14 protein-coding genes are annotated in these 14,904 nt (G+C 32.7%); 8 read left to right on the forward strand and 6 right to left on the reverse strand.

What is annotated here, in order from left to right; translation table 11 throughout:
• Positions 1-155 precede the first annotated feature (155 nt).
• Positions 156-1,514, forward strand: coding sequence for a UDP-N-acetylmuramate--L-alanine ligase (locus Z053_RS0118255; protein ID WP_025666431.1), 1,359 nt, complete (start codon positions 156-158; stop codon positions 1,512-1,514).
• Between the two features lie 115 nt (positions 1,515-1,629).
• Here the strand turns inward: Z053_RS0118255 and Z053_RS0118260 are convergent, their stop codons facing one another.
• Positions 1,630-2,073 (reverse strand): DUF1569 domain-containing protein, encoded by a 444-nt coding sequence (locus Z053_RS0118260; protein ID WP_025666432.1) that lies wholly within the window; start codon positions 2,071-2,073, stop codon positions 1,630-1,632.
• Between the two features lie 107 nt (positions 2,074-2,180).
• Complete coding sequence (locus tag Z053_RS0118265; RefSeq protein WP_025666433.1) at positions 2,181-2,624, reverse strand: hypothetical protein; 444 nt, start codon at positions 2,622-2,624, stop codon at positions 2,181-2,183.
• 230 nt (positions 2,625-2,854) lie between these two features.
• Between Z053_RS0118265 and radC the strand changes: the two genes are divergently transcribed.
• The 6 genes from radC to Z053_RS31610 all read left to right on the forward strand — a co-directional run bounded on the left by radC (position 2,855) and on the right by Z053_RS31610 (position 8,612).
• Positions 2,855-3,553 carry a RadC family protein gene (gene radC, locus Z053_RS0118270; RefSeq protein WP_025666434.1) on the forward strand — a complete coding sequence of 233 codons (699 nt, stop codon included), beginning with the start codon at positions 2,855-2,857 and terminating at the stop codon, positions 3,551-3,553.
• A 46-nt stretch (positions 3,554-3,599) separates the two neighbouring features.
• Positions 3,600-4,904: a DUF7033 domain-containing protein gene (locus Z053_RS0118275; RefSeq protein ID WP_025666435.1), complete on the forward strand. Its 1,305-nt coding sequence runs from the start codon at positions 3,600-3,602 to the stop codon at positions 4,902-4,904.
• On the forward strand, positions 4,897-5,583 hold the full coding sequence (locus Z053_RS0118280; protein WP_025666436.1) for a YjjG family noncanonical pyrimidine nucleotidase: 687 nt from the start codon (positions 4,897-4,899) through the stop codon (positions 5,581-5,583). Before Z053_RS0118275 ends, Z053_RS0118280 begins: the two co-directional genes overlap by 8 nt.
• A gap of 262 nt (positions 5,584-5,845) precedes the next feature.
• Positions 5,846-6,421: a hypothetical protein gene (locus Z053_RS0118285; RefSeq protein ID WP_152538338.1), complete on the forward strand. Its 576-nt coding sequence runs from the start codon at positions 5,846-5,848 to the stop codon at positions 6,419-6,421.
• Positions 6,418-7,800, forward strand: coding sequence for a DUF5723 family protein (locus Z053_RS0118290; protein WP_025666438.1), 1,383 nt, complete (start codon positions 6,418-6,420; stop codon positions 7,798-7,800). The genes Z053_RS0118285 and Z053_RS0118290 overlap by 4 nt, the downstream gene beginning before the upstream one ends.
• 5 nt (positions 7,801-7,805) lie before the next feature.
• Positions 7,806-8,612 (forward strand): hypothetical protein, encoded by an 807-nt coding sequence (locus tag Z053_RS31610; RefSeq protein WP_025666439.1) that lies wholly within the window; start codon positions 7,806-7,808, stop codon positions 8,610-8,612.
• A 58-nt stretch (positions 8,613-8,670) separates the two neighbouring features.
• Here Z053_RS31610 and Z053_RS0118300 read toward each other — a convergent pair whose 3' ends face one another.
• On the reverse strand, positions 8,671-9,948 hold the full coding sequence (locus Z053_RS0118300; RefSeq protein WP_025666440.1) for a replication-associated recombination protein A: 1,278 nt from the start codon (positions 9,946-9,948) through the stop codon (positions 8,671-8,673).
• A 202-nt stretch (positions 9,949-10,150) separates the two neighbouring features.
• Between Z053_RS0118300 and Z053_RS0118305 the strand changes: the two genes are divergently transcribed.
• Positions 10,151-10,894 (forward strand): rhomboid family intramembrane serine protease, encoded by a 744-nt coding sequence (locus Z053_RS0118305; protein WP_025666441.1) that lies wholly within the window; start codon positions 10,151-10,153, stop codon positions 10,892-10,894.
• Positions 10,895-10,900: 6 nt separating this feature from the next.
• Here Z053_RS0118305 and rlmB read toward each other — a convergent pair whose 3' ends face one another.
• The 3 genes from rlmB to Z053_RS0118320 form a co-directional block, all read right to left on the reverse strand.
• On the reverse strand, positions 10,901-11,635 hold the full coding sequence (gene rlmB, locus Z053_RS0118310) for a 23S rRNA (guanosine(2251)-2'-O)-methyltransferase RlmB (RefSeq protein ID WP_025666442.1): 735 nt from the start codon (positions 11,633-11,635) through the stop codon (positions 10,901-10,903).
• 194 nt (positions 11,636-11,829) lie between these two features.
• The gene (locus Z053_RS0118315) at positions 11,830-13,020 is read right to left on the reverse strand and encodes a hypothetical protein (protein WP_025666443.1); all 1,191 of its coding nucleotides are present in this window, start codon (positions 13,018-13,020) and stop codon (positions 11,830-11,832) included.
• 481 nt (positions 13,021-13,501) lie between these two features.
• Positions 13,502-14,896, reverse strand: a complete 1,395-nt coding sequence (locus tag Z053_RS0118320) for a SusD/RagB family nutrient-binding outer membrane lipoprotein (RefSeq protein ID WP_025666444.1) — start codon at positions 14,894-14,896, stop codon at positions 13,502-13,504.
• Positions 14,897-14,904 lie beyond the last annotated feature (8 nt).

Below are 14,904 nucleotides of genomic sequence, written 5' to 3' on the forward strand. Positions count from 1 at the left end.
GATAAAATGATAAATGAGGGAAGTCTCTGTTTTGTTTAGGAAACCCTACGATTTAATGAGGAAAATAATTAAGACTCGAAATTATTTTTCATTACCTCATTATTTTATTAGCTAATTGTTAATTGTATCTTTACTCTCTGATTTAAGAGTTTACTATGCGTGTACATTTTATAGCTATTGGAGGTAGTGCGATGCATAACCTGGCCATAGCATTACATCAAAAAGGATATCAAATAACAGGAAGTGATGATACTATTTTTGAACCTTCAAAATCAAGATTAGAACGACATGGATTATTACCTACCGAATTTGGTTGGTTTCCAGAAAAAATCACTTCAGATCTTGATGCAATTATTTTGGGTATGCATGCCAAAAAGGACAATAAAGAACTTCTTAAGGCTCAGGAATTAGGGTTGAAAATATATTCGTATCCAGAATTTTTATACGAACAGTCCAAAAATAAGACCCGTGTAGTAATAGGAGGATCACATGGCAAAACAACGATTACTTCTATGATTTTGCATGTATTGCACTATCATGATAAGGAAGTAGACTATATGGTAGGAGCGCAATTAGAAGGTTTTGATACCATGGTACATCTTACAGAAGAGAATGATTTTATCGTTTTAGAAGGAGATGAGTATTTATCTTCGCCGATTGACCGCAGGCCAAAATTTCATTTGTATCACCCTAATATTGCTTTGGTAAGTGGGATTGCCTGGGACCATATTAATGTATTTCCGACTTTTGATATGTATGTCGATCAGTTTAGAATTTTTATGAATTCTATTGTTAATGGTGGTGCATTAGTATATAATCAAGAGGATACTGAGGTAAAAAAACTAGCAGAGTTAACAGAAAATCCAATTCGAAAGTTTGAATATGTAACTCCGCAGTATCGCGTAGAGGATGGAGAAACTTTACTAGATACTCCTGAAGGAGAAATGCCTATCGAAATTTTTGGCGCACATAACTTGAATAATCTTGCTGGTGCAAAATGGATTTGCCAGCATATGGGAATTGATGAGGATGATTTTTATGAGGCCATTGCTTCTTTTAAAGGAGCATCAAAACGATTAGAAAAAATTGCAGAGAGCGATAAAGCTGTGGCATATAAAGATTTTGCGCATAGCCCGTCTAAAGTAAAGGCAACTACAAAAGCAGTAAAAGAGCAATATCAAAATAGAAATGTGGTGGCCTGTCTCGAGTTACACACTTATAGTAGTCTGGATGCTTCGTTTTTAAAAGAATATGAAGGCGCTTTGGATGCAGCCGATGAGGCAGTGGTGTTTTACTCTCCTCATGCAGTAAAGATAAAACAGCTTAAAGAAGTTTCTGCTTCACAAATTGCCGAAGCTTTTAATCGCAATGATCTCATTATTTATACCGATCCAGAAAGTTTTCAGCAGTATTTAAAGCAGAAAGATTTAGATAATTCTGCACTATTGCTTATGAGTAGTGGTAATTATGGGGGATTGGATTTTAGCGAAGTGAAACAATGGATTGAAAACTGAAAATGTTTTCAATAGACTTGATAGTAAATTTTCTATACTTTTTTGGGTTGGATTGATTAACAACTCATGGTTTAGTACTTCTGGATAATGCTTTTTTATACTAGTATTTTAGGAGTTATGTATTAAACTGTTGAAGATGGTGGTCGAGATGTTTATATTGTAACTGTCCCCACTGTTTATTAGTGAATTTCCCGAATATTGGATGAGGTTCCCATTCTTTTTTATCCCTTTGGTTAGAAAATTCGGTTACAAGATGTAAAAGTTTTTCTTTCTCGGTTTCAAAATCTTTTTGCTCAACTACTTTTAGTTTTGAATGCGTTGGCAAGTTTTTTCTCCATGGTTTATCATTATACATAGATTTTTTGAAGAGTAGCTTTGCCAATATATTGGGTTTAAGTTTGGGATGATCTTTTTTTAAAGCAATTTTTAATGGAAATTGACAATGATGAAACATTTGCGAAACATTCATTTTTCCCCAGATAGCACTACTGGTAACGGATAATTTGTTTATGCGATTTTCTATCTCATTATGTACGACTGGATCGAGTAGAGATTTCATAATAAGTTTTTTTAGGCGGTGTACTCAAAAATACCATTTTTTAGACTAAAAAAATAAAGGCTAATCATATGATTAGCCTTTATAGAATATTATATATATATGTTTTTTTAACTTACCTCATCAAAGAAAAGACTTAGAAACCCATCTAGATCATCATTATTTGCAATATCTTTTGGAGTACCCAAATTGATCATTAACGGTTGATCTTTAATTGTTCCTTTCAAAAAATATTGGAAAGTAGTACCCATCTTAAATTTATATCCTTTTAATTGGGCACCAAAAGAAGTAAAGGTTACTTCTGTTTTTGAACTATTACTTTCTGCAAATGCACTTATTGTAGCATCAAAAACTGCAGATAACATGTCATCATTATAATAATCCCATTTTATAGATGTTCCATCACAAGCTTGCAGCTCATATTCAGATTGTGCTTGGCATCCTTTAGGGACCTGTATGTTATTTCCTACTAAATTAAGAAACGAAATCTTCTTATCCTGCCCATAGAAACTCACAGTTGCAAGAAGTAAAACGAAAGTAAAAATATTCTTCATAAATAGGTTCATTTGAAGGTGTTAAAATATTCATTTTTGGATTAAGGGTGACCAAATATAGTAAAACTTTCATTTTCAAACAAATATATATAGTAAAATAATGCAATTTGACAACAAATGAAGTGTTAATATAGTGATATTAATTCGGGAATAAGTTGTTGTAATTGAGATAAATAGTTTATACTTACAGATAGGATTTACCAACTATTTTTAATTGTTAAACTTGTCATATGAGTAAATTAAATTCTTCATTTTCTATCAAGGAATGGAGTGAAAATGATCGTCCAAGAGAGAAATTAATCGCTAAAGGGAAGAACGCATTAACAGATGCAGAACTGATTGCAATACTCATTGGTTCGGGTAATCGCGAAGAAAGTGCCGTTGCATTAAGTAAGCGTATTTTGGCTAGTGTAGATCATGAAATTAATGCGTTGGGAAAATTATCTGTGAAACAATTGATGAATTTTAAAGGAATTGGTGAAGCTAAAGCGATAACTATTGTTGCCGGTTTAGAGCTAGGAAGAAGACGAAGAGATGAAAATGTAGCTGTAATACCAAAAATTACATGTAGTAAAGATGCATTTCATCTTTTTCACCCTATCATGGGAGACCTTGAGCATGAAGAATTTTGGGTGCTGTTTCTGAATAATGCAAATAAAGTAATTCAGAAAAAGCAAATAAGTGTTGGAGGAAAGACAGGAACTCTGGTAGATGCCCGAATCGTTTTTAGATCTGCTTTAGAATATGGTGCTACTGGAATAATATTAGGACATAATCATCCTAGTGGAGTAGTGATGCCTAGTCAATCAGATAAAATGTTAACCCAAAAACTAAAACAGGCAGGGATAACTTTAGATATCAATCTACTGGATCATCTTGTTATTACAGAAAAAAACTATTTTAGCTTTGCAGACGAATCCATAATATAGAAGTGAGTCTTACGGGATTATAAATCGTAATTCACAATACAACAATATGCTATTAATTCACGTACAAAGAATTACTCCAAGAGTTTCCTATACATTTAAACAAATGTGTAAGCGAATACTAGGTTTGGATATTGATTTAACATCTAAAATAGAACCTTTTATCGCTCATGATGGCCCTAAGCTTTCGTATGGAAGACAACCATTAGGAAAAGAACTTTATTTTCAGAGTGTCGATTTGCTTTTTGAACATGGCTTAAATGATGTAGATGTTCAAGTTTTTGATTGGGAAGAAACAAAATGTTTTTTTGATGTTAAGCATACCGATTCTGCATTACCGTTTGATATTTTTGCAGCTACTTTTTATCTCTTAACCCGATACGAGGAGTATTTGCCACATGTAAAAGATAATATGGGACGTTTTCCTGCTACAGAAAGTATAGGATATATCTATGATTTTTTACAAGATCCGGTAATAGATATATGGGCATATAAATTCAAAAAAGTGCTTTTAGAAAAATACCCTGACCTCGAATTTAGGAAAAAGAAATTTACCATTATTCCAGTTTTTTCTGTTGCTCAGACTTTTGTGTATAAAAATAAAGGCATTTTGCGATCAATAGGAGGAGGGATTCGAGATTTGTGGAAACTACAATTTGATAAACTAACAGATAGAATAAAGGTGCTTGTTGGATTAAAAAGAGATCCATATGATATATTTGATTTTGTAATTCAACTTCAAAAAAAGAAAAAAAGAAAAGCTAAAGCTCTATTTGGATTGGGAGATTATTCTAAATATGAAAAAAATGTAGGGTATAACCGCCCAAAACACCATACTATTATTAAGCATATTGCAGATTATATTGATGTAGGGCTAAAAGTTTCATATGAAGCTATCTCTGATCTGTCACTTTTGAAAAAGGAAAAATTACGAATAGAGAATATTGTTAATAGAAGACTTCAATACTCACTCTGCTCTTTTTTTAAAATAAAATTACCAGAAGCATATCGCAATTTTATCGAGTTAGAGATAGGAGAGGATTATTCTATGGGCTATCCCAAACAATCTGGTTTTAGAGCGGGAACTTGCTCTCCGTTCATGTTTTATGATCTTGATTATGAGGTGCAAACTCCTTTAGTGGTGTATTCTTTTTGTTTTGCCAGTCAGGGTGATAGAGAAGATATTAATGATCTAATGTCGGCAAGAAAAGAAATTAGCATATATATGGATAAAGTAAAAAAGGTAAATGGGGTTTTTATTCCGGTTTTTAGTAACACATTGTTTAGTGATTTGCAAAATGAACCTTTTTGGAAATCGATTTTAGAATTTATTTGGACAACAGAAGATGAATAGTACGGTAAAACATATATTTTTTGATCTAGATCACACCCTTTGGGATTTTGACAAGAACTCTTCTTTAGCATTTAAGATGATTTTCGATAAATTTAATGTCAATACGAAAATTGAAGATTTCCTGGCTGTATATCAGCCCATTAATATGAAGTATTGGAAATTATACAGAGAAGAGAAAGTAAGTAAAAAACAACTTCGCAGAAGTAGACTTACAGAAGCCTTTACACATCTTGACATATCATTTTCTCTAGAAATTATAGATGAAATGTCTGATGATTATATTAATTTTCTACCGCTTCATAACTATTTGATTGATGGAACCCAGGATTTATTAGAGTATCTTAATCCAAAATATGATTTACATATCATTACCAATGGTTTTAAAGAAGTACAAAACAAGAAACTATCAAATTCTGGAATACTACATTATTTTAAAACAATAACAGATAGTGAAGAAGCAGGCGTTAAAAAACCCAATCCATTTATTTTTGAACAAGCAATACAAAAATCTGGTGCAAAACTTGATAGTAGTATGATGATAGGTGATAATTATGAAGCAGATATATTGGGAGCAGAGGCAGTAGGCTTAAGAACTATATGCTTTAATTATCATAAAGAAGAATTGCCAGCGCATAATATTCAAGTTTCCGAATTAAAACAGATTAAAAAGTATCTTTAGGAGATAAATATTTGTAATTTATTTCAATTCATGTACAATTCTAGAAATTTTTTAGTAGCTTAAACAGTGATTACTAAGTGCTCTAAATTATATCCTTTAAAACACAAAATAAATTAACAATTTGAAAATAGGGTATTTGTAACTTATACTGTTGTTATAATTGAAGGTCATAAAGTGAATCTTAGAAGTAAAGGAAATTAAGACAAGATAATGATATGAATAATTTAAGAATTTGTCTTAACTTTTTGTAATTCCCTGCAAAATGAAAGTAAAAAAAGTTTATGTATTACTATGCACTATCTGCATATTGATGCCATTAATTTCTTGTGTAAAAGACGTAGATTTTGATCAGGCAGAAAACGTTGTGCTTACTCCGGTCTATGAGGTTGATTTTGTGTATTCTCGATTTGATACAAGCCAATTTATAGATTCTAATATAGACCCTGTGATTGTTATTCCAGAGGTAATTGTAAATGACACTTTGGACTATGACCTTTTAGGAACCGATTTTGTAGTAGATAATTTAGAAAGAGTGGAATTAACTTTTGAGTTTACCAATACTATAGAGCGTGATTTTGAATTTGATTTGGGGTTTTTAAACGATAATAACCAGCCAATTGGCCCTTTATATAGTATGACTGCCAATTCTGGAAACGGAGAAGGTACAGATCCCATTGTTACAAGAGAGGTTATCATTCTCAACACTGCAGACATTGATGTTTTGAGAGATGCTACACGACTTATTTCTTCAATGAGAGTACAAAATATTAATAGTAGTTTACGAGGGATTCTTGAATTACGATCCAAAGGAACTTACTTTTTTAATTACGAACTATGAGAATTATTATATTCTTTATAGGTCTGTGGGGATGCTTGGGGTATTCTCAAAATAAAGAAACCTTATACGATTTCACAGACCTTCCTCAGTCTTTACTTCTTAATCCTGGAGCTGATATAAATTTTGATTACCATGCAGGAGTGCCTTTTTTATCACAGTTTCATATAAATGCAGGGTTAAGAGGAGCCTCTATCTATGATGTTTTTGCAGATGATGGAAGAGATATTAATGATAAAATAGAAAATACACTTAATACGCTTACAAGCAATGATTATTTAACTCTTACGCAGCAATTAGAACTTATTAGTTTTGGGTGGGAAAGCAAAAAAAATAAAAAGATGTATTTCTCTGGAGGAATCTATCAGGAATTAGATGTTATAGGGTATTTTCCGAAAGACTTTGTGGTTCTTGCTTATCAAGGGAATCAGGATTTCCTTAATCAACCGTTTCGTTTTTCTACTATAAATGGATCTGTAGAATTGTTAACTACATTTCATTTTGGATACACAAAGAAGGTAAATAAGAAGTTAACTTTTGGAGCCAGAGCCAAATTATATTCCAGTATGTTTCATATTCGTAGTGCTAAAAACAAAGGAACTTTTACCACTGTAGAAACCCCAGCAGGAAATAATGTTTATCAACACGTCATTAGTAATGCAGATGTTACTGTTAGAACATCTGGGTATGCTTCTCTTAAAGATAAAGAAGGAAAAGATATCGTTAATAAACTAATAGGAAGAGCTTTTTTGGGAGGAAACCTGGGACTTGGTGTAGATATAGGGTTTACTCATAAAATAAATGAACAACTGGCTATTACAGGAAGTGCAAATGATTTAGGGATGATATTGTATACTAAAGATGTAGAAACCTATCGAGCACGAGGTAATTATGTTTTTGAAGGCTTTGAAACACCAATTCAGTTTTCTGGTCAGGATGCTCAGAATTTTTTAGATGAACTAGAAGAAGCTGTCCCGCTTGATACATTAAGTACAACTTATATAACGATGCGCCCTTTAAAATTAAACAGCTCTGTTAGATATTCTTTTAACCGATATGATGATGGTACATGTGATTGTTATATTGAGGGAGAAAAGCCTCCATACATGGATGCTATAGGGGTACAGTTATTTACTCAATTTAGACCCAAAAGACCTCAATATGCAGCTTCATTGTTTTATTATAAACGTTTTTTTAATTTTTTAAGAACAAAACTTACATATACTATTGATGATTATTCATATTATAATATAGGATTTCTTACATCTATTCATATTAATAAAATTAATTTTTATATTTCGGCTAATAATTTGTTAGAATATACTAACCTTGCAAAAGCAAGAGGTACTTCTGTACAACTAGGTTTTAATGTCATAATGTGATAGATATGTTACGTATTTTGTTTTTAGGGATTGTTTTAATTTCTACGTTAAGTGTAAATGCTCAAAAAAATATCAATGAGTATAAGTATGTCATAGTGCCCAATAGCTATAATTTTTTAAAAGGAGAGGATAGGTATCAGCTTAATTCACTCACTAAATTTTTATTGACAAAGTATGGCTTTGAGGCCTATATAAAAGAAGAAAATTTCCCAGAAGATCTTAAGACTAATGGTTGTAAGGCTCTAAGAGCTCATGTAAAAAAAAGATCCGGCGTGTTTTTAACAAGGCTAACATTAGAATTAACAGATTGTAATGGTAGTGTTGTATTTACATCGGTAGAAGGAAAGAGTAGGAAAAAAGAGTTTAAGGAGGCATATCATGAAGCACTTAGAAATACTTTTACCTCGGTAGAGGCGCTTAACTATACATATAGTGGTGATAAAGAAGAAGAGATTGTAAAAAAAGAAGTTGTTAAAACACCGAGTGTTAAAAAAGAAGAGCCTATACAAACTAAAGAAGAAGTGAAAGAAATTGTAGAGGCTACATCTCCATCAGAAAATTCTATTACATACCTTTTTAATGATGTAAGTTTCATGTTCAAAAAACAAGATTATGGATATGAGATATTTAAAAGTGAAGAAAAGCAAACCTCGATAGGGAAAATTTTTAAATCGGGAGGCGGAAAAAATTATATAGTTCAAGCAGGAGATCTAAGTGGTAATGGGTATTTTGATGGGTATGGTAATTTTATATTAGAGCGTATTAATCCAGCAACCAATAAGCTTATTACAGATACTTTTGCTAGACAGTAAAATTTGATCATTCCTTTTTTAAAAGGAAAAATTATACAATGGGGAGATAAAAGAAGAGTTAATACTCATATTTATCTCCCCATCTTGATTTAAGAAATGTTCTAAATGAGTTTTCACGCTGGTTATTTCCCGGGTCATATAATTTTGTGTTGGCAATCTCATCAGGAAGAAATTCTTGTTTTACAAAATTGTCTTTATGATTATGGGCATATTTGTAATCTTCACCATATCCTAATTCTTTCATTAATTTGGTAGGAGCATTTCTTATATGTAATGGAATAGATAAATCTCCTGTTTGTTTTACCAATTGCTGAGCTTTATTTATAGCCATATAAGATGCATTACTTTTAGGTGAAGAAGCAAGATAAACCGTACACTGGCTTAATATAATCCTAGCTTCGGGATAACCAATGGTATTAACGGCCTGAAATGAATTATTTGCTAAAATCAAGGCAGTTGGATTAGCGTTTCCGATATCTTCAGAAGCCAATATAATTAGCCTTCTGGCAATAAATTTAAGATCTTCGCCACCTTCAATCATACGTGCAAGCCAATATACGGCAGCATTAGGGTCGCTTCCTCTAATAGATTTAATAAAAGCAGAGATAATATCATAATGCTGCTCTCCGGTTTTGTCATATCGTACCGTATTTTGTTGTACTAATTTTGAAACCAGGTCATTAGTAATTGTAATAGGTTCCTGATCCTGACTAGAAACTATTAATTCGAAAATATTTAAAAGCTTACGAGCATCTCCACCACTTAACCTTAGTAGAGATTCTGTTTCCTTAAGCACTATTTCTTTAGATTTTAAATGTTCATCTTCTTGCATAGCTCTATTGAGTAATGCTTCTAATTCTTTCTTGCCAAAAGGATTAAGTGTATACACTTGACAACGAGACAAGAGTGCAGGTATGACTTCAAAACTTGGGTTTTCTGTAGTAGCCCCAATAAGGGTAATCCATCCTTTCTCGACTGCACCTAATAAAGAATCTTGTTGTGATTTGCTAAAACGATGAATTTCATCAATAAACAGGATAGGGTTTTTGGCGGTAAACAAACCTCCACTTTGTTTAGCCTTATCTATTACCTCTCTTACTTCTTTAACACCACTGTTAATAGCACTAAGAGTGTAGAAGGGTCTTTCTGATTCGTTAGCGATGATATTGGCTAATGTCGTTTTTCCCACTCCTGGTGGACCCCAAAGTATTAGAGAGGGGATAAGCCCTCTTTTGATTTGCTGGGTCAGAGAACCATCATCACCAATCAGGTGTTCTTGGCTTAGGTACTGTTCTAAGGATGTTGGACGTATTCGTTCTGCAAGTGGTTTGTTCATAAGTGTAAAAATACAAGCTTTTATAGAATTTTGAGCTCAAATATTAGATATGTAATAGATTAAGAAATGTTTTTTCTAAAAACATTTCTTGTAGATAGTATAATTATTATAAATCTACAGACTTAGAATAAAATATAGGATACACCTGACATTTTAACCGAACTTTTTGTTTTGGACTTTTTTTTGATATATTCTTATTACTATGCAAGAAAAAGAGACTCATTTTAAGTTTAATACGGGGGTAGTAGGATATCCATTGTTGTTTGTGTTACTTATTTGGATAGTTTTTTGGTTTGAAATTCGTTTTGGTTTAAGTTTTAATCATTTTGGAGTACTTCCTAGAACAATGATTGGATTAAGAGGAATACTATTCTCTCCTTTTATCCATGCCGATATCACCCATTTATGGCATAATACTTTACCATTATTGATTTTATCGGCTGCACTCTTCTTTTTCTATCAAAATAACGCTTGGAAAGTATTATGTATAGGAGTTTTTCTTACGGGCTTTTTAACCTGGTTATTAGGTCGGCCAGCGAATCATATCGGAGCAAGTGGTGTAATTTATATGCTTTTTGGTTTTTTATTTTTTAAAGGGATTTTCGCAAAACACTTTAGATTAATTGCATTATCCTTTGTTGTAGTTTTTATTTACGGAAGCATGGTAATGTATGTACTGCCTATAGACCCTAAAATCTCATGGGAAGGACATTTATCAGGTATACTATCTGGGGCTGTGTTAGCATTTTTTATCAAAAAAGGAGTAGTACGACCAAAAAAATACATCTGGGAATCTGACCATTATGATCCTGAAGAAGATGAATTTCTAAGGCATTTTGATGAGAATGGTAATTTTATTGAAAACCTGCCTCAGAAAGATTTGGATGATGAGATTAGTATTATATACGAATATAAACCTAATACAGATAGACCTGAAGAAGAATAATCAGTATTATAGCCTTTGTCTTATAATTTCATATAAAAACACACCACAAGCTACAGATACGTTTAATGAGGCAATATCTCCATACATTGGTAGTTTAGCCTGTTGATCTACTAGTTTTAATACAGATTGAGAAATACCTTTACCTTCACTTCCCATAATGATAGCGGTAGGAATAGTTAGATTTGTATCATAAATAGTGGTGTTGGCTTTTTCTGTAGCAGCTACTATCTGAATACCAGAGCCTTGTAAATAAAACATGGCATCTTTTATATGATCTACCTTACATATTGGGATCTTGAATACCGCACCAGCAGAAGTTTTTACAGTATCGGCATTAACAGGTGCTCCTCCTTTTTTCTGAATGATAATGCCATGTACACCTGTACATTCTGCAGTTCTGATAATAGCTCCAAAATTACGAACATCAGAAAGTTGATCGAGAATTAAAAATAAAGGAGTTTCTCCAGATTCAATAACATTCATGACAAGATTTTCGAGATCATAAAAATCGATAGGAGAGGTATAGGCAACAGCACCTTGATGATTGCTACGGGTTAATCTGTTCAATTTTTCTACAGGAACATAGTTAATAGTAATATTCTGTTTCCTTACAAGGCTCATTAATTCTTTAGCCAGATCACCATGTAAACCTTTTTGGATAAAAAGCTTATCGATGGTCTTGCCAGACGTTATAGCTTCTATAATTGCTCTGATACCAAAAACTAAGGAATCGTTTTTCATCTGTATATAGTATATTATTGTATAGTAAGGCTATATCTGCCATAACGGTAGATTGGCATTACCTTAATTGTTTGTAGCTTATTTATAGGAGCCAAAGATAGTATAATAGAAATGAGTTTTAGGAATTGTATACAAAAAAAGGATGCGATCAATAGGATCGCATCCTAATATGTAATGTATGGATAAAGAAAGAATTAATCTATGATGCTATTTTCTTTAAATGTTAGAGCAATATCAACATTTGTTCCTGCATTTATCACTGTAATATCACCTACAAGAATAGCTCCATAATGATTTTTTAATACTGGGGTATCTGTGGTTCCGATATTTCTAACAATTTTGTATACATAAATCTCGTCTTTCATAACTTGAACAGAGGTAGAAGGTGTTCCTGCGTCAAAATCAACTTTAGCTTGCTCTACGTCGTTGTATGCGTCATAAAATGATGCTCCGGTACCTCCTAGCTTTACAAACTGTATGTCTACAGTGTAATTTTCTCCATTAACTGTATTGTTGATAGCTCCAAACCCTTGCGGCCCGACAAAATCAATATCTCCTGCAAAAGTATCATCTTTAGAAATAGAACCAGTTAAGAGGTCAATCTGGTTTTTGGTAAGATCACTATTTAAATTTCCACTTGCACCACCATTAAATGGTTGAGGTGTAATTTCAATTTTAGCTTCTGCTTTATCAGTAAGAGTTCCGCTAGAGACAGTAAAGGAATAAATAAGTACATCTCCTTTTGTAAGGCCATAAGCAATATAATCTTTGTTTTTAAGATCAATTGTCCCTTTGTCAATACTAAAGCCCGTAGAAATATCTGTTTCTGTTCCTGTTTCTCCTTTTCTCCAGGTGACTGTAATGTCATCAATCTTAACTCCAGCGGTAGAAGTAACATATTTGATCAAATTAGTAGACGCACTATCTTTAAATTTTATAGATGAAACCTTATCGGTTAACGTAATGACTTTTGCTACCGACAGCTTTTGTGCTGTTATTGCAGAGGGAATATTTCCTCCAGAAATATCGTATACCAAATCTAAGTCGAAGCTTCCTGATGAAACTGTTTCTCCTTCTTCTTCGCCCGGAAAAACAAAAGGTAATAGTGATGAAGAATTAAAAGTAGCTGTATTACCCGAAATCACAGCATCTGCAATTTTAGTCGCACCTTTATATACATCAAGATTAGTAACCTGGGCATTTGTAAAACTGTTTATATCAATTTTTAAGTCTTTGTTAATGTCAAATACGGTTATTTCAGTATCAACTAGTTTAACAGCCACTCCAGCAGATACCCCTGTAATCCCTCGATCATCATCGCTTGAACACGCTAGCATTGAAATGATAAATAAAGTAATAAGTATGTTTCTTGTTAATGTTTTCATTTAGCTTAATTTTAATTAGAGTTATTTATTTAAAGTATTTGTCTTATAGACTGCCTGCTTCTATATGGTTGCGTAATTTGATGATATAATTGATTTGTTATTTGAATAAAAGTGCTACAAAGAATAAACAAAGCCGACTTATAAAAGCCGGCTTTGTTTGTACAAATACAATGAGTGATTGCTATTCTTTTTTAGAAATCTAGAATAACTTCTTACCTATTATATACTAATGATTACTTCTATTGCGTATTTTTTTGAAAAGAGTTTATACTCGCAATGAAAGATAATCTTGATTGCGTACTATTTGAATCTGTTTTGCTTTTGTATATGAAAATATTTCATGTATATAAAAGAAGATACTGATAGAGTAAGAAAAGGAGAGGAGATGCTCTAAATATTATGATTGCTATTTTTTCGACAAATAAAAAGAGGCTATCCATTGGATAACCTCTTTCGAATCTTTATTATTTATCTGACTTAATTAATCTTTATAAGCCCAAATATCTACGTCTAATAAATGACCTCCTTGTACAGAAATGGCAGCTTGGAAAGAATCTGGATTAGACACCCTTTCAGAAATTGGATATAACCAACGTCTTGGGATAACACCAGAAGGGTTAAAACCATTTGCTCCATCAGGATTTGCTGTTAAAGCAGGGAATCCTGTTCTTCTATAATCATTCCATACTTCGATAGGAGTGTTACCGTAAAGAGCTTTGTATTTCTCTCCAATAATAGTCTCGATATCAGCATCAAGAGTACCTCCTAATGCTAATGCACCAGTATATGTTGCAATATCAGCTGCAGGTACACCAATAAACTCCATATTTGCAGTTACAGCAGCTACTAATGCAGCTGTACCATCTCCACCTGTACGCTCAAGAGCTTCAGCTTCGATAAACTTTTGTTCTGCATAAGTCATTAACAGACCTGGAGAATCAAATTGTGCCCAGAATAAATCTTCATTAGAACCATCATAAAATAAGAAATCTCCATCATCTTCTGTCATGTATAAATCCTGTCTTGGATCTCCTGTCATAAGTGTAGCAAATTGAGGATCAATGATCATAGTGTTTGGTCTTCCCTGACCAAATAAAGCTAATGCATTACCACCATTTTGAGAATCCTCAAAGTTAAATTGTGCTTGATCTGCATTACTTCCCATTGCATTAGCTATAGCAGCCAATGCCTTTGTTGATGCTTGAGGATCTCTTTTTGTAAGTTGAATAAGGTAACGTGCTTTTAAAGCATTAGCCACTTTAATCCAACCTGCATTACTTAGAGATACTAAACTTCCTTGAATACTTCCAAGAGGATCAGTAGCATTTAAATCTGTTTCAGCCTCATCTAATAATCTAATTATTTCTGAATATATGAATTCTTGAGTATCATACTTTGGAAATAAATTATCAGCTCCTTGAAAAGCTTCAGAGAAAGGAACGTCACCCCATGAATTGGTTGCCATACCTAAATTCGCTGCAAGATATATTTTTGCAACACCTCTTGTATTTACTCCTTCAATATCACTAGTTCTGTTTATAATATCTACACAATCTCTCATAGAACCAACATATAGCCCGTTGTTCCAGAAGTTTTCTATATCAGTTTCTCCTATGGCATATGTAGTATATGCTACTTGTTGTGCATCAAAACCGATCCATTGTTGTGTTACGATCCCAGACAAACGTCCTAATCCTGCAGTAATATTTCTATGTGATTGTATCTGCATTATAGGCATAACTGCCAATGTTGGTACCGCGTCTCCACTAATTCTTGTAGGATCATCATTTGTGGTACCATACTCACACGAAACCAACATCATCGCTGTTGCCATCATGAGAATAAAAACCTTATTGATTTTATATGTTTTTTTCATTTTTACTT

It is taken from the genome of Aquimarina megaterium XH134 (genome assembly GCF_000520975.1).
Classification (GTDB): domain Bacteria; phylum Bacteroidota; class Bacteroidia; order Flavobacteriales; family Flavobacteriaceae; genus Aquimarina; species Aquimarina megaterium.